Below are 14426 nucleotides of genomic sequence, written 5' to 3'. Positions count from 1 at the left end.
ATGACCGAGAACGTAGCACCCACACCCCTGCCCTGCCCCGACGCCCAGAGCCAGACCTATCACGACCATATTCGGGCCATGTTGACCGCTACGGCTCGCTACGATCCCCAAACCCGCGCCACGGGAAACACGGGAAGCCCCACCCAGCTTCTGTTGCACACTCTCGACGGGGTGTGCGAGGTCTTGGAGTGGAATAACGAAGGTTCCGCCGCAGACGAGGTTGCCTGCGTCTGGCTCTCCCTCTTGCGTTGGTATCGCAATACCGGCCGCCCCTGGCCGGAGAACGCCCCGTTCTCGTTGCCGCGAGCGCTGGACGACCAACCCGGGATGTCGACTTTCTCCCCGGTAGACCCCGCCGTTGAGGACGCCCTCGGCAGCGGAGAGATGCAACTCTTAGACCCCGCCCCACATCCCGATCAGAGCGGCTCGGGGGCTGTGGTCCGCAGCGCGGCACTGGGCATCCTTCCCGTTGCCGAAGACGCCACGATCGCGCAACTGTGTGCCAAGACGGCGGCGCTGACCCACAACGACCGCCAGACGCTGGCCTCGTGTGTCATGTTTGCGGGGTTGGTGCGTTGTTGCCTGGCGCTCGCCGGCACCCCCAGTGCGGTTCAGGACGCCGGTGCGTGGGTACGTAGCTGGAGTCAGCAGTTGCCCGTGAATGGCCTGACAAACACCGACGGCCTGAGCGGAATGGTGCAACAGGCGCTGTCTATTGCCATCGCCGCGGAGGAGGCCGCCAACGCATCGGGTAAGACGCTGGATGTGGAGGATGCGCTCCGCGGCACCACCGGCGAGGAAGGACAGTTGGCCGCCATGCTTCTCGCCGCCGCTCACGGCCCCGCGGTGTTGAGTTCGACCGCGAACTCGCCGCTGGAATGCGAGGCGGCGATCGATCTGCTAAGTCGTCAATGGGCGCGGGAACTGGGGTTCCGGGGAGCCTCCTAGCTCTCTGGTTTACAGAGTGGGCGTGAGGATGTCGTCTTTGCGATCCATGAGGTAGCGGTCGGCCCGTTCCAGAGCCAGGCGCACGATGGCCCCACCCTTGCAGTTATTGACGGCGTAGGCGACGGCTTGGAAGGCCAGCAGATGTTCGAGCACCTTCGCCCGTTTCTCCTCTTCGGCGGTGATGGCCTTGCGTAGGCTTTCCCAGCCGTACCAGCTTCCGAGGGAGGCCCAGTCGTAGGCGGGATCGGCGATCGTGGCGTGATCCCAATCGATCACGCCGGTGAGCTTATCTCCGTTCCAGAGGATGTTGTGACCGGCCAGGTCGTTGTGAATGAAGGTCGGGGTGACCTCGTCAAGGGAGAGCACATGGTCCAGCACTGCCTCCGCTGTTTTCCGGTTGCTTCGCAACAGGTGCGGGATGACCGCCTCACGCAGGGTGGCCGCCCAGTCCTTCCCGCCCCAGTGCTCATGGGGTTGATCGAGATAAGGCTCCATGCCGTCGTAATCGATGCCGTGGATCGATCGGGTCAGCTGGGCTATTGCCTTCACCGGGGCTGGCCCGGGACGCCGCGGCTCACCCTGAATCCACGACACACCGCAGGCGGTGTACCCGTGACGCGAAATGGTGCGGGTCACCGGACGGGGCACCTCGAAGGGCAGGTTATGCGGCATCCGGCGTAGTACCTCGGTCCGCCGGGCGACTTTTTGCCCGACCTCCGGGGTTTTCGCCACCCGCACGGAGAGCAAATTACCCATATTGATCACAATATGGGCCGAGCCTTCGGTGCGGATGTCCCAACGATCCTGTGCGATATTCAGGCCTGCCTGAGCCATGACGGCCTGTACGACCGGTAGATATCTGGCTTGTTCCAGGTGCGCTGTGTGCGGTGCCATGATTTTCCCCCTCACCACGTGATGTACATCAGAATAGTCCCGATCACGTGGTCTGCGAAACTATTCGGTCAGCGCGGCGCGTAGATGCGGAATCAACGCGGTAAACGCTCGTGCGCGATGACTAATGGAGTTCTTCATTTCAGCCGGGATCTGCGCGCAGGACTTCCCTGCGTCGTCCCCGGTCAACTCAGTCGGCGCCAGGATCGGGTCGTAACCGAATCCGCCGTCCCCGGCCGGGGCGTGCAAGAGCGTACCCGGCAATTCACCGTATTCGACGGCTTCATCGCCGGCGGGAGTCGCCAGCGAGGCGGCGCAACAGAAACGAGCCCCGCGGTGCTCATCGGCGATATCGGCCAGCTGGTTCAGCAACAGGTTGAGATTCGCCGCGTCGTCACCGTGACGACCGGCCCACCGGGCCGAAAAGATGCCCGGAGCCCCACCGAGGACGTCCACCGCTAGGCCGGAATCGTCGGCGATAGCGATCAACCCCGTGGCTTGGGCGACCGCGTGTGCCTTCTTCAACGAGTTCTCGGCGAAGGTGACGCCGTCTTCGACAACGTCGGGAGCGTTGACGGCGGCGGCGTCGACCACCTCGGTGTCCACGTCCAGGCCGTCGATTTGACCGCGCAGAATCTCGCGCAGTTCGCGCAGTTTGCCTTGGTTGTGTGAGGCCAGTACTACTTTCGCGCCCATGCTACTCCCCCAGCACCTCGCGCTGAATGTTGGCCAGCTGCTCGGTGCCGACCAGGGCCAAATCCAAAAGGGTATTCAGCTCTTCACGGTCGAAAGGCGCGCCTTCGGCGGTGCCCTGAACCTCGACGAACTTGCCTTCACCGGTAACCACAACGTTCATATCGGTCTCGGCCCGGACGTCCTCGACGTAGGGCAAATCCAGCATCGGCGTGCCGTCGATGATGCCCACCGACACCGCAGACACCGAACCGGTCAGGGGCTTGGCCCGCTGCGGCAAGATGCCTTCTGACTTGGCCCAGGCAATCGATTCAGCCAGGGCCACGTAGGCGCCGGTGATCGCAGCGGTACGGGTGCCGCCGTCGGCCTGCAGCACGTCGCAGTCGAGCACGATGGTATTTTCTCCCAGCTGTTTGGTGTCGATCACCGCACGCAGTGAGCGTCCGATCAACCGCGAGATCTCGTGGGTGCGGCCGCCGATCTTACCCTTGACCGACTCACGCGAAGAGCGGGAATGGGTCGCGCGCGGGAGCATGGCGTACTCGGCGGTCACCCATCCCTTGCCTTCGCCCTTGAGCCAGCGGGGTACGCCCTCGGTAAAGGACGCGGTGCACAGCACCCGGGTGTTGCCAAACTCAATCAGCGCCGAGCCTTCGGCGTTCCTCGACCACCCACGGGTAATCGAGATCGGGCGAAGCTCGTCGATGGCGCGGCCGTCGGCACGGAGGGATTCGGTGCTCATGGGGTTCTCCTTGGAAAATGAGATCAGGGTAAAAGTTCAGGTTAGAAAGTGCGGCCGATCGGGCTCAGCGTCCCGGTCGAGGTGTCTTCGTAGAGGTTGACCTCGGCGGCGGGGTGCACCAGGTAGGTCGCCCCGGTTTCCGCCATGCCGATGCCGCCGTCGAAGACAGCCTCGGCCTCGGCGCGGATCACCGAGGGATCGTTCCAGATGGGCAGGTGGGTCAGCATGAGATTCCTCGCCCCCGCCTGTTTCGCCGCTTCGGCAGCCCGTTTGCCGGTCAGGTGGATGCCCCGAAGGTGGTCGTCTCGACCTTCCTGATAGGCGGCCTCGCACAGGAACAGGTCCACGCCCTCGGCGGCGTCCACCAACCCCTGGCACGAATCGGTGTCGCCCGAGTAGGTCAGCAGGGTGCGCCCGTTGATCGAGTTGCATTCGATGCGCAGAGCGTAGGGCTCCTTGACGGGATGGTCGACCAAGAAAGGCTCCACGGTAAAGGGACCAATCTGCACGGGTTGACGAGGGGTCCACGCGTGGAACTCAAACTCCGTGTGCATACCCGTTTCCATCGTCAGACCGTGGGTGTGCAACAGGTATTCGTGGATGTCGGTGGGGCCGTAGAGCGGAATCGGCCCGCGGCCCCAACCGCGAGGGTCCCACTTGACGGCCACGTGCATACCGGAGAGGTCGATGCAGTGGTCTGGGTGCAGGTGGCTGATGAGGATCGCGTCGATGTCTTGCAGACGCTCCACGTGCTGAAGCAAGCCACTCATGGCTCCGTTGCCCATATCCATCAACATTTTCCACTGCCGACCATCGGGGGCGGTGGCCTCAATGAGGTAGCACGAGGCGGGGCTGGTGGGGCTGGGGAATGAGCCCGAACAACCGATCACGGTCAAACGCATGGTCTTCTAGTCCTCTACTTCTCATCCGTGACGATCACGGTCTGCGGCGTGATCGCCTGGTGCGGATCCACAATGGCCAAAGATCCGGTGGGGAACTGCTCGGCCACCGACTCGGTGTGCCGAACCTGGGCCACCTCGGGGCCGAGAAAGCGCCGCGCCAGCTTCTCGAACGACTCGGTCTCGCCGGTGGCCAGAAATTCGTGGTGGGTGGGCAAATCGGTGACGCGTTCCATCCCGTGTTTGACCAGGGCCCGATACACATCTTTGGCGGATTCTTCGGACGAAGAAACCAGCGTCACGCCCTCCCCCATGATGTAGGAGATCACGCCCGTCAGCAACGGGTAGTGGGTGCAACCGAGCACCAGCGTATCGACTCCGGCCTCTTTCAGCGGCGCCAGATACTCTTCGGCGGTGGCCAACAGCTCCGGCCCACTGGTCACACCGCTTTCGACGAACTCCACAAAGCGCGGGCACGCCACCGAGAAGATCTCGTGGCCCGAGACGTTGAACGTATCTTCGTAGGCGCGAGAGGTGACGGTGGCTTCGGTGGCGATGACGCCGATCTTTCCGTTACGGGTTGCCGCCACGGCGCGCCGGGCAGCGGGTTGGATCACCTCAACCACCGGGATGCCGTATTTGCGGGTGTACCGTTCCCGGGCGTCCCGCAGGACGGCGGCGGAGGCGGTGTTGCACGCGATAACCAGCATCTTCACGCCCGAGTCGACGAGCTCGTCCATAATGCGCAGCGCATTGGCGCGCACCTCAGCGATGGTCAGCGGACCGTAGGGGCCGTGTGCGGTGTCGCCCACGTAGATGATGTTCTCGTGCGGCAACTGATCCATGACGGCGCGAGCCACGGTGAGCCCGCCGACGCCAGAATCGAAGACCCCGATGGGTGCTGAAGGAGTCGGACGCGCGGGGATCTGGGTGCCCCACGGCGTCTGCACCGTGGCGGGGGTGGGATCGTGTTCGTCTCTGCTATTCATGAATACCTTGCGCGGTTCCGGGCGTTTAGGAACGGCCCTCTGTGTTCTCGGGTGAGCTGTCATCGAGCTGGGTTAGCATGGCCTCCATGAGGGTGTCTTGCAACCAGGTGACGAAGTTGTAGACCAGCGACATATAGTCTTCAACGGTCTGCACCTTGCGCCAGTCGTTGTGGGCGGCCACCGCCTCGGCGTCTGCATCCGAAGAAATGTCGAGCCGCGAACCCAGGGTGAGCCGGACATCGTTGAGGGCCGCCGCCCAAGCCCGGGCGTGCTCTTCGTTGAGCACCACGTTCTTCGCTTCGATATCGACGGCGGCCATCTTCAAGTGACCGATCTTCATTTCTCGGAGGTTTCGCTCCGTGTAGCGCCGGAATTCGTCGGCGACCTCGGGATCATCGCTGGCCACCGGTAACATCCTGGCCACGGCGGGATCCAGCGGCACCTGGGGATCTTCGGTGATACCGACGAGCTCGGCGAGCTCGTCGGTGCCTTCGGCGGGTTCCGGCTCTAAGGTGAGCGCGACGTCCTTGAACAGTTTGATCATCAGCGTCACCTCTTCATCGTTGAAGCTCGCCGAGTATCCCTGAGGGGTAGATTTGAAGCCTTTCGCCATCTTTAGCCCTCCGCCCGTTCGAACGTGGCCCACAGACCCCAGCCGTGCAGCGCGTTGGTGTGGGTCTCTGCCTTCTCCCGAGAACCGGTGAAAACGATCGCCTTGCCGTTGTGGTGAACCTGCAACATGAGCTCTTGGGCCTTGGCCTGACTGAAACCGAAATGCGAGCGGAAAACATAGGTCACGTAGCTCATGAGGTTGACGGGATCGTTCCAGACGATCACCTGCCAGGGGGTGTCGGGACTGACCCGCAGATCTTCTGACAGCTCGAGGTCTTCATCGGGCATGACAGTCATCAAGTTCTCCTCTCAAGCCCCAGTTTTCGAGCCTGCCACCGGTGGCTCGGTCGATGTCGAAACAACAGTTTACCCATCTTCTGCCCACGACCGAGGCGTATGTGAGAAAGAACTGATGATTCAACGCGCCCCGGAAATCGCGGGACGGGCTCGGAATTCAGCGCCATAATGTGCAATAAACCTTATCGCACGGGACAGCATCATCCCGCTGGAGTACGCTTTAAGGCGTGTCTCATTCAACTGCTTTATTGACCGACCACTACGAACTGACCATGTTGCAGGCCGCCCTGGCCTCCGGTGCCGCCCACCGCCACAGCGTGTTCGAAGTCTTCACCCGTCGCTTACCGGCCGGCCGCCGCTATGGTGTGCTCGCCGGTACCGGCCGCTTTCTCGAGGGCTTGGCAGACTTCCGCTTCGGCGAGGAGGAGCTAGATTTTCTTGCCTCAACTCGGGTCGTCAACGACGAGACCCTCGAGTACCTGCGTGACTTCAAGTTCCGCGGCAACATCTACGGATACGCCGAAGGAGAGGTGTTCTTCCCACACTCCCCCGTGCTCCAGGTGGAGGGCACCTTCGCCGAGGCCTGCATCCTGGAAACGTACCTGCTGTCGATCTTGAACTTCGACTCGGCCGTGGCCTCGGCGGCTTCGCGCATGTCCACCGCCGCCGGCACGCGTCCTTGCCTGGAAATGGGTTCGCGACGGGCCAACGAGCAGGCAGCCGTGGCCGCCGCACGCGCCGCGGTCATCGCCGGGTTCACTGGCACCTCCAATCTCGAGGCAGGCCGCCGCTACGGCCTTCACACAATCGGCACCTCGGCGCATTCCTTCACCCTGCTCCACGACAGCGAAGAAGAAGCATTCCGTGCGCAGCTGGCGTCCCTCGGCAAAGACACGACCCTGCTGGTCGATACCTACGACGTCGAGAAGGCCGTGCGCCTTGCGGTCGAGCTGGCCGGCACCGAGCTCGGCGGCGTCCGCCTGGATTCCGGCGACCTCATCACGCAGGCCACCTGGGTGCGCGAGCTGTTGGACTCCCTCGGCAACACCTCGACCAAGATCACCGTGACCTCCGATTTAGACGAGTACGCCATCGCCTCGCTGGCCGCGGCTCCTGTGGACTCGTACGGGGTGGGTACCAAGCTGGTGACCGGTTCGGGTGCCCCCACCTCGTCCATGGTGTATAAGGTGGTCTCGCGCGAAGACGCACACGGAGTCATGCGGCCGGTAGCCAAGGCGTCCTCCGGTAAGGCTTCGCTGGGCGGCCGCAAACACGCGGTGCGGCGCATCGACGCAAAGGGACGCGCCACCGCCGAAGTGATCGGCGTCGACGCGACTGCCCCGGCAGACTCCAACGATCGCAATCTCATCGTGGACCTCGTGCGCGATGGTGAGGTGCAGCCCGGTTTCACCGGCGCCGAGGGTGTGCGTAACGCAGCCGTACGCCACGCTCGCTCCATCGCCGAGTTACCTCGCAACGCCTCGCGGCTCTCCGACGGCGAACCCGTGATCCCCACCGAATTTACCGAGAACTAGAGCGGAAGGTACTCATGTCTACTGCACTGATCATTGTTGACGTTCAGAACGACTTCTGCCCCGGCGGAACCCTAGCCACCGAGGCAGGCGCCGATGTCGCCAGCGCCATCAGCGAGTACGTCGAGGACCACCACACCGACTACGCGGCTATCGTGGCCACCCAGGACTGGCACATCGATCCCGGTTCGCATTTCTCGTCTGACCCTGACTTCAAGAACTCCTGGCCGGTGCACTGCCGCGCCGAGACCGAGGGTGCCGAGACGCATCCTAACCTCGATACGGATTACATCGAGGCGTATTTCCGCAAGGGCGAGTACGAGGCTGCCTACTCCGGGTTCGAGGGTTTGTTGGCCCCAGAAGACACCGTGATGACCGGCGAACGCGACGCCCACGCCTCGGCTCAGCCGGACGACGGCCCCAAGGTCTCACTGGACGATTGGCTACGCGAGCACGAGATCACCGACGTGCACGTGGTAGGCATCGCCACCGACTTCTGCGTCAAGGCCACCGCCATCGACGCCGTGGACGCCGGTTACGAGACCACCGTCTTGGCCGAGTACACGGCTCCGGTCTCGGAAGAAGGTTTCGAAGAAGCGCTCGACGAGCTGGAGGACGCCGGGGTCACGGTCGTTCGCTAACCAAAGTACGCATCTCTCAGTTGCGGCTTGCCGATAGGCTCGGGGCCGGCCGCTGCGGCCGCGCTCCGCGACTGATTCCCTCGCCCGCATGAGGTCGCTGAGCGACCTGAGGCGGGCTCAGTCCATACGTCGCTTCCGCGCGACCCCAGCGTTGAGCCGCGTGTCAGCTACCCGGCGCGGGCAGAGAGCACGTGACTGCGACGCATGGACTGACGAGCGCCCAGCGCGAGGAGGGAATCAGTCGCAGAACGTCCTCTCTAACCGCGCCGCTGGAACTCTACTTGCGACCGATGAACCAGTCCGCGAGCTTATCGATCCGCGCCTGAATCTGCTCGGCCGAGGCCTGCGCCACCGGCGGTCCACCGCACACTCGTCGCAGCTCATTGTGAATCGCGCCGTGGGCCTTGCCCGAGCGGATAGCATAGGCGGAGACGTTTTTAGCGAGCTTGTTGCGGAGATCCTTCAGCTGGCGATGATCGACCACCTTGGGGGCCGGCGTACCCGATTTGACCGAGTGTTCCTGCTGGCGGGCGCGCAAGAGCGTTCCGACCTGGTCGGCATCGAGCAGGCCGGGGATGCCAAGGAAGTCCTGGTCGTCGTCGGAGCCCAGCTCCATCCCGGTCGCGCCGTATTCGCTTCCGTCGAAGAGCACGCCGTGGAATTCAGCTTGCGAGCCGATGGCTTCGAATTTGCCACGAGCAAGTTGCTCGGAGGCCCGTTCCTCGCGGTTGGCCTCCTCGATCAGGTGGTCGTCCAATCCCTCGTTCAACGGATCCTCGATCACCTGTTCGGCGGGGGTCTTGCGGTCTAGCGCGTGGTCGCGTTCTGCCTCCATCTCGTTGGCCAGCATCATCAGCTGGGGAACGGAGGGCAGGAAGACCGAGGCTGTCTCTCCGCGCTTGCGAGCGCGCACGAAGCGGCCAATCGCCTGCGCGAAGAAGAGCGGGGTGGAGGTACTGGTGGCGTAAACACCCACGGCCAGGCGCGGCACGTCCACGCCTTCGGAGACCATACGCACCGCGACCATCCAGCGCTGATTGCCCTCGGAGAAGGCGTCGATCTTGCGCGAGGCGGTCTTGTCGTCGGAGAGCACCACGGTCGGCTTTTCGCCGGTAATGCGTTGTAACTGGGCGGCGTAGGCACGCGCGTCAGTGTGATCCGAGGCGATGACGAGGGCACCGGCGTCCGGCACGGTACGGCGCACCTCCGTCAGGCGTTTATCCGCCGCGCGGAGGACGGTGGGGATCCACTCGCCGTCGGGGTTCAGGGCCGTGCGCCACGCCTGCGCGGTGACGTCCTTGGTGAAGCCCTCGCCCAGGTTGGCGGCCATCTCCTCGCCCGCCGAGGTGCGCCAGCGCATCTGGCCCGAGTAGGCCATGAAGATCACCGGACGCACCACGTGGTCTTTAAGCGCGGGGCCGTAGCCGTAGGAGTAGTCGGAACTGGACCGCAGAATCCCGTCGCTACCTTCTTCGTAGGTCACGAACGGGATCTGCGAATCGTCAGAGCGGAAGGGCGTTCCGGTGAGCGCTAAACGCCGGGTGGCCGGTTCGAATGCCTCGCGCAGACCGTCACCCCACGAGAGGGCGTCACCGGCGTGGTGGATCTCGTCCATGATGACCAGCGTGCGCGCATTCTCGGTGCGGGCTCGATGGAGCATGGGTTTGTTGGCCACCTGCGAGTAGGTCAGCGCCACCCCTTGGAAGCCGCGTCCATGCGCGCCGTCGGCATTCTTAAAGTTGGGATCGATCGACAACCCCACGCGGGATGCGGCGTCTGCCCACTGCTTCTTGAGGTGGTCGGTGGGCGCCACCACGGTAAGCCGGTTGACCACACCGCGGTCGAAGAGCTCTTTCGCCACGGTCAGAGCGAAAGTGGTCTTACCCGCGCCCGGCGTCGCCACGGCCATGAAGTCGCGGGGGTTCGTCGAAAAGTATTTGTGCATCGCCTCGGCCTGCCACGCACGTAGCTTGGTGGCGGTTCCCCATGCGGCACGGTTGGGGAATGCGGGAGGGAGGTCGGTGGCGGGTGCGGGAGCCTGGTCGAAAAGTGATGGTTGGTCTGAATCGCTCATGTCTCTCCCTACGCTACCTAACAACGGAACGTCGCCCCACCGAGGCGGGGCGACGTATAGATTCTAACGGACGCTCGCTCTAGTTCTGGTCGTCGTCTCCGTCGTTACCGGGACGCAGACCGTCGTAGATTTCCTTGCACTGCGGGCACACGGGGAACTTCTCGGGGTCGCGCCCGGGAGTCCAGATCTTGCCGCACAGCGCACGGACGGGGTTGCCAGTCAGTGCCGACTCCATGATCTTCTCTTTGCGGACGTAGTGGCTGAATCGCTCGTGGTCGCCAGGTTCGATTTCCTGCAACTCTTCGCGTTCCAGCAGGCCGGTGCCGCCGCCGGTCTTTTCGGGTGCGAAGGGGTCTTCAACTCCGGGAATCGATGACATGGTGTTGCTCCTTGCTGTCTGTATCGTGTGCTTAATTCTAGTACGCGTGTCTACCCGGGTCTCAGCGGAAACGGCTGACTCGTTGCAACGCCTCGTGCGCGTGGTTATCGAATCGGCGAGCGCCCAGACGCAGCCCGCCCCACAGCACGAGAACGCCGATCACCAGGGATACTCCCCCGGCGGCCCAGAGCAGTAGCGGTTGGTCGAACACGCCTGCGATCACCAGGAGGGCAACCCCGGGGATAGCGAAGAGGAAGACACCAAGCATCACCAGGGCACGCACAAGCGACTTGACCAGCCCGTCCGATTGTTTCGGCGTTTTGAAGGGGTTGGCTCCCGGAGGTGGGGCGGGTATCGAGAAGTACATGTCCGCCACTGCCGCGACCCCCACGCCGCTGAACAACAGGCACAGGGAGATCCCCAGCAGAGCCGGTAGCTGATGTGCCACACCGGTCATGAACGACATCAAGCAGGTACCCGCCACGATCATGGGCGCCATGGGTAGCAGAAGTCCCCAGGCGCGTCCCAGGCGGTCGTCGATACCCCGCACCGGTGCCAGCACGTGCTGGCTGAAGGCGGAGTTATCGTACGAGACCAGGTAGGCGAAGATGTACCCGGTGAAGAGGGGGATGAAAAACATCATGAACCAGTTCGGTCCCACGGTGACGGTCTCACCTGCTTCGGAACTACCCAGCGTGACCGAGGACAAGAGTGAAAACAGCACGTAGAACGCAGGGACCATCACGAGGTTCAGGTTCATGCGCGGATCGCGAACCAGCGAGTGTAGCGTGCGGGCGGCGATCGCTCCGCGCGGCGTGGCGGGGAACCGTGCAAAGATCCCGACCTGTCCGGACGAGAGAGCCTGCTTCGCTCCCGCGCTACGGTCGGCCCCGATGTTTTTCATCGATGCACTCAGCATGCGGTTCCACAACCACCACGCCAGAGCCAGGTACACCACGGAGAGCAGGAGATACCAGGACGCCTCGGCCAGCTTGCCCTGATAAAGCTGGGCTGCCGCGGCCCAGGGGGCACCCCACGGGGTATAGGAGGCTCCCGAGAGAATCTGCACGAGATGCTCCAGCACAAAGGCACCGGCGCCCGAAAAGGCCACCGCTATCATCGGTCCCAGGCCGATAAGAGCCACGAAGGCGATGATGATCAGCACCTGACGGATGACCGGATTCTTGGTGAGATACAAACCGAGCAGGGAAACCACCCGCGAGATACTCATCGTCAACGCCAGGCCTAACACCGCCGCGATGAGATAACCCAGGATGGCCCAAGGCCTATCGATGAGGCTGATGCCGATGACTGCCACCAAGGCCAGGGTGGCGAAGCCAAAGAGCCCCACGAATCCGCCGAGAAGTTGGCCAAGCTGGATTTGCCGGGGCCGCAGCGGGTAAGGGGCGAGATGATCGGGGTCTAAGGTCGCGTCGAGGCCGGAGGTAAACAGGGGTACGAGCGTCCAGGCCAGGCTCACCACCAGCCATGTGCCCGCGACCCAAGAGGCTACCGCGGCGGGGTCAGCACTGAGCCCGATTCCCACCGAGGCCGCCGTCAGACTGACCAGGATGCCAAGCAGGTAGAGGGCGCCGAAGATCGTACCCACCAGCTCGAGGGTGCTTCCCTTCAACGAGGCAAGAAAGTAACGCCATTTTAGTTTGAGAAGGACTGCAGCCATGAGATACCTTCCGACTTGACGCGTCCGCCCACTAACTCGACGAACCGATCTTCCAGGCTTAGCTCACCACGCACGTCATGGACGGTGCCTTCGGCGAGGATGCGCCCCTCGTTCATGATGGCCACGTGGTCGCAGAGGCGCTGCACCAGATCCATCACGTGGGAAGAGAGGATCACGGTGCCGCCGTGGGCGACGAAAGCTCTAAGGATATCTTGAATATTCGAGGCCGAGACCGGGTCCACCGCTTCAAAAGGCTCGTCGAGAACGAGCAATGAGGGCGCATGAATCATGGCGCAGGCCAGGGCGGCTTTCTTGGTCATGCCAGCCGAGTAATCGGAGACGCGGCGGCCCGCGGCCGATTCCAGATCCATGGCGCGGAGCAGATCAGCCGTGCGGTCCGCGACCGTTTTTCGATCCAGACCGTGCAGGAGCCCGGCGTAGGTGATGAGCTGCTCACCGGTGAGCTTCTCGAAGAGAAAGACACCATCGGGCAACACCCCCACGCGTTTCTTGGCTTCCAGAGGTTGTTTCCACACGTCAATACCGTCGATGAATACCTCGCCCGCGGTGGGTTTGAGCATCCCGGTAGCCATGGATAGCGACGTCGTCTTACCGGCTCCGTTGCGGCCCACCAAACCGTAGAACGAACCGCGTGGGATGGTCAGATTGATCCCGTCTACCGCTATCTTGTCTTTGAAAGCTTTGACGAGCCCCCGGATCTCTAGAGCTGCACCCTGAGGTACGGCGGGAGTCAACTCTGGGGCTGGGATCGGGGCTGGCAGTTCTTCGGGTGTGAAGTGTGTGGTTTCGCTCATATTTTCACGGTAGTGCACCCGGCCCGTCGACCACATCAGCCTTGAGGACGAATCCGGGGCCGGCGTCCTCTCTCGGACACCGGCCCCGAATCTACCACCTTTTATGGATTAGCGGTTTAGAAAATCGCCATCATCAGCTGCGCACGCGCCGCCGTCACCCGCGGGTCGGAGGAACCGACCACGTCGAAGAGCTCGAGCAGACGCTGACGGATGACGTCCTTGTCCTCAGCCCCGACCGAGGGGAAGAGTCGGATGAGGCGGTTGAAGGCGTCTTCGACGTGCCCACCGGTCACATCTAGATCGGCGACGTTCAGGGCCGCCTGCACGTCTGAGGGATCGGACGCCGCGCGCTGACGTTCGGCAGTCAGGTCTAGACCCTGGACGCGCTCCAACAGACCCACCTGAGCCAGGCCGATCTTGGCGTCCTGATCACCGGGGTTCTCGGAGAGCGCCTGGCCGTAAGCGGCACGGGCCCCCTCAAAATCACCGGCGTCGATAGCGTCAACAGCCTTCTGGTGCAGCGGCGGCAGCGGTTTCTCTTCCTCCCCACCGGAGGCAGGTTCGAACCCACCGGGCAGCTGCTGCTGGGCCGCGATCTGCAGCACCTGTTGCAAAAGCTCGGTTAGCTGCTGGGCGGTGACCTGCGAGTTGAACATCGGAGCCGGCTGACCGCCGATCACAGCGATTCCCGCGGGCACGCCCTGGATCTGGAAGGCTTGGCCGATCTCGGGCTGTTTAGTGATATCGACCTTGGCCAGCAGCAGATTGCCCTGCGCAGAGTTCACCAGGGCGGCCATGTTCTCCATGGTTTCCAAGGACGCCGGTGAATGCTCGGCGTAGAGGCCGAAGATCACCGCGCCCTGGCGCGAGAGCTGCACATACTTCTGAAAGTCTTCGCTAGATTCAACGTCGAAGACCCAGGAGGGTTGGTCCGGTTGACCGATCTGTTGCGGTGAAGCCGCGGCAGTCGCCCCGCCCGACTGGTCCCCCGCCGCCAGCTGCGATAGATCCGGTGCGTTGCGCACAGAGGCCGGAAGCGCGCTCTCTACCTCCCCCTGCTGACCGGCGACACCGCTACTGGTAGCGCCCGGGGCCTGTTGCCGGCCCGCCGGTGAGCCAGGCTGGTGGGGATTCATGCCGGAAGAATGAGTAGTCATGAGAGGCAATCCTTTCTGCGTCTACGCTGTCTTCATCTATCTTTTCAAATCTCAGCAGACCTTCAGCAGTATTCTA

15 protein-coding genes are annotated in these 14426 nt (G+C 63.2%); 3 read left to right on the top strand and 12 right to left on the bottom strand.

Annotated elements, in window-relative coordinates; genetic code table 11:
* On the top strand, positions 1–948 hold the full coding sequence (locus VVR12_RS01115; RefSeq protein WP_368549279.1) for an ADP-ribosylglycohydrolase family protein: 948 nt from the start codon (positions 1–3) through the stop codon (positions 946–948).
* Between the two features lie 9 nt (positions 949–957).
* On the opposite strand, the gene VVR12_RS01110 is transcribed toward VVR12_RS01115, so the two are convergent.
* The 7 genes from VVR12_RS01110 to clpS are packed head-to-tail and all read right to left on the bottom strand — an operon-like array spanning position 958 to position 6062.
* On the bottom strand, positions 958–1842 hold the full coding sequence (locus tag VVR12_RS01110) for a phosphotransferase (protein ID WP_368549278.1): 885 nt from the start codon (positions 1840–1842) through the stop codon (positions 958–960).
* 60 nt (positions 1843–1902) lie between these two features.
* The gene (locus tag VVR12_RS01105; RefSeq protein ID WP_368549277.1) at positions 1903–2535 is read right to left on the bottom strand and encodes a non-canonical purine NTP pyrophosphatase; all 633 of its coding nucleotides are present in this window, start codon (positions 2533–2535) and stop codon (positions 1903–1905) included.
* A gap of 1 nt (position 2536) precedes the next feature.
* Positions 2537–3274 (bottom strand): ribonuclease PH, encoded by a 738-nt coding sequence (gene rph / locus VVR12_RS01100; RefSeq protein ID WP_368549276.1) that lies wholly within the window; start codon positions 3272–3274, stop codon positions 2537–2539.
* Between the two features lie 41 nt (positions 3275–3315).
* Positions 3316–4176 carry an MBL fold metallo-hydrolase gene (locus VVR12_RS01095; protein WP_368549275.1) on the bottom strand — a complete coding sequence of 287 codons (861 nt, stop codon included), beginning with the start codon at positions 4174–4176 and terminating at the stop codon, positions 3316–3318.
* A 14-nt stretch (positions 4177–4190) separates the two neighbouring features.
* Positions 4191–5162 carry a glutamate racemase gene (murI, locus tag VVR12_RS01090; RefSeq protein ID WP_368549274.1) on the bottom strand — a complete coding sequence of 324 codons (972 nt, stop codon included), beginning with the start codon at positions 5160–5162 and terminating at the stop codon, positions 4191–4193.
* 25 nt (positions 5163–5187) lie between these two features.
* Complete coding sequence (locus tag VVR12_RS01085; RefSeq protein ID WP_368549273.1) at positions 5188–5775, bottom strand: DUF2017 domain-containing protein; 588 nt, start codon at positions 5773–5775, stop codon at positions 5188–5190.
* Positions 5776–5777: 2 nt separating this feature from the next.
* The gene (gene clpS, locus VVR12_RS01080; protein WP_368549923.1) at positions 5778–6062 is read right to left on the bottom strand and encodes an ATP-dependent Clp protease adapter ClpS; all 285 of its coding nucleotides are present in this window, start codon (positions 6060–6062) and stop codon (positions 5778–5780) included.
* 236 nt (positions 6063–6298) lie between these two features.
* Between clpS and VVR12_RS01075 the strand changes: the two genes are divergently transcribed.
* Together VVR12_RS01075 and VVR12_RS01070 are read left to right on the top strand one after the other, a co-directional pair.
* Positions 6299–7606 (top strand): nicotinate phosphoribosyltransferase, encoded by a 1308-nt coding sequence (locus VVR12_RS01075; RefSeq protein WP_368549272.1) that lies wholly within the window; start codon positions 6299–6301, stop codon positions 7604–7606.
* Positions 7607–7620: 14 nt separating this feature from the next.
* The gene (locus tag VVR12_RS01070) at positions 7621–8244 is read left to right on the top strand and encodes an isochorismatase family protein (RefSeq protein ID WP_368549271.1); all 624 of its coding nucleotides are present in this window, start codon (positions 7621–7623) and stop codon (positions 8242–8244) included.
* A 277-nt stretch (positions 8245–8521) separates the two neighbouring features.
* Here the strand turns inward: VVR12_RS01070 and VVR12_RS01065 are convergent, their stop codons facing one another.
* The 5 genes from VVR12_RS01065 to VVR12_RS01045 form a co-directional block, all read right to left on the bottom strand.
* Positions 8522–10318, bottom strand: a complete 1797-nt coding sequence (locus tag VVR12_RS01065; protein ID WP_368549270.1) for a DEAD/DEAH box helicase — start codon at positions 10316–10318, stop codon at positions 8522–8524.
* A 79-nt stretch (positions 10319–10397) separates the two neighbouring features.
* Positions 10398–10697 carry a DUF3039 domain-containing protein gene (locus VVR12_RS01060; protein ID WP_368549269.1) on the bottom strand — a complete coding sequence of 100 codons (300 nt, stop codon included), beginning with the start codon at positions 10695–10697 and terminating at the stop codon, positions 10398–10400.
* A 61-nt stretch (positions 10698–10758) separates the two neighbouring features.
* The gene (locus tag VVR12_RS01055) at positions 10759–12378 is read right to left on the bottom strand and encodes a transporter (RefSeq protein WP_368549268.1); all 1620 of its coding nucleotides are present in this window, start codon (positions 12376–12378) and stop codon (positions 10759–10761) included.
* Positions 12354–13193 carry an ABC transporter ATP-binding protein gene (locus VVR12_RS01050; protein WP_368549267.1) on the bottom strand — a complete coding sequence of 280 codons (840 nt, stop codon included), beginning with the start codon at positions 13191–13193 and terminating at the stop codon, positions 12354–12356. Before VVR12_RS01050 ends, VVR12_RS01055 begins: the two co-directional genes overlap by 25 nt.
* Positions 13194–13309: 116 nt before the next feature.
* Complete coding sequence (locus VVR12_RS01045; protein WP_368549266.1) at positions 13310–14350, bottom strand: tetratricopeptide repeat protein; 1041 nt, start codon at positions 14348–14350, stop codon at positions 13310–13312.
* Between the last annotated feature and the right edge of the window lie 76 nt (positions 14351–14426).

It is taken from the genome of Rothia sp. LK2588 (assembly GCF_040946465.1).
Lineage (GTDB): Bacteria > Actinomycetota > Actinomycetes > Actinomycetales > Micrococcaceae > Rothia.
This window is presented reverse-complemented; position numbering and strand designations above follow the sequence as displayed.

What these genes read in the sequence shown, in the direction of transcription:
- VVR12_RS01045 (WP_368549266.1), bottom strand. Translation starts at nt 14,350, where the DNA reads ATGACTACTCATTCTTCCGGCATGAATCCCCACCAGCCTGGCTCACCG.
- VVR12_RS01070 (WP_368549271.1), top strand. Translation starts at nt 7,621, where the DNA reads ATGTCTACTGCACTGATCATTGTTGACGTTCAGAACGACTTCTGCCCC.
- VVR12_RS01115 (WP_368549279.1), top strand. Translation starts at nt 1, where the DNA reads ATGACCGAGAACGTAGCACCCACACCCCTGCCCTGCCCCGACGCCCAG.
- VVR12_RS01110 (WP_368549278.1), bottom strand. Translation starts at nt 1,842, where the DNA reads ATGGCACCGCACACAGCGCACCTGGAACAAGCCAGATATCTACCGGTC.
- clpS (WP_368549923.1), bottom strand. Translation starts at nt 6,062, where the DNA reads ATGCCCGATGAAGACCTCGAGCTGTCAGAAGATCTGCGGGTCAGTCCC.
- rph (WP_368549276.1), bottom strand. Translation starts at nt 3,274, where the DNA reads ATGAGCACCGAATCCCTCCGTGCCGACGGCCGCGCCATCGACGAGCTT.
- VVR12_RS01085 (WP_368549273.1), bottom strand. Translation starts at nt 5,775, where the DNA reads ATGGCGAAAGGCTTCAAATCTACCCCTCAGGGATACTCGGCGAGCTTC.
- VVR12_RS01105 (WP_368549277.1), bottom strand. Translation starts at nt 2,535, where the DNA reads ATGGGCGCGAAAGTAGTACTGGCCTCACACAACCAAGGCAAACTGCGC.
- VVR12_RS01095 (WP_368549275.1), bottom strand. Translation starts at nt 4,176, where the DNA reads ATGCGTTTGACCGTGATCGGTTGTTCGGGCTCATTCCCCAGCCCCACC.
- murI (WP_368549274.1), bottom strand. Translation starts at nt 5,162, where the DNA reads ATGAATAGCAGAGACGAACACGATCCCACCCCCGCCACGGTGCAGACG.
- VVR12_RS01060 (WP_368549269.1), bottom strand. Translation starts at nt 10,697, where the DNA reads ATGTCATCGATTCCCGGAGTTGAAGACCCCTTCGCACCCGAAAAGACC.
- VVR12_RS01055 (WP_368549268.1), bottom strand. Translation starts at nt 12,378, where the DNA reads ATGGCTGCAGTCCTTCTCAAACTAAAATGGCGTTACTTTCTTGCCTCG.
- VVR12_RS01050 (WP_368549267.1), bottom strand. Translation starts at nt 13,193, where the DNA reads ATGAGCGAAACCACACACTTCACACCCGAAGAACTGCCAGCCCCGATC.
- VVR12_RS01065 (WP_368549270.1), bottom strand. Translation starts at nt 10,318, where the DNA reads ATGAGCGATTCAGACCAACCATCACTTTTCGACCAGGCTCCCGCACCC.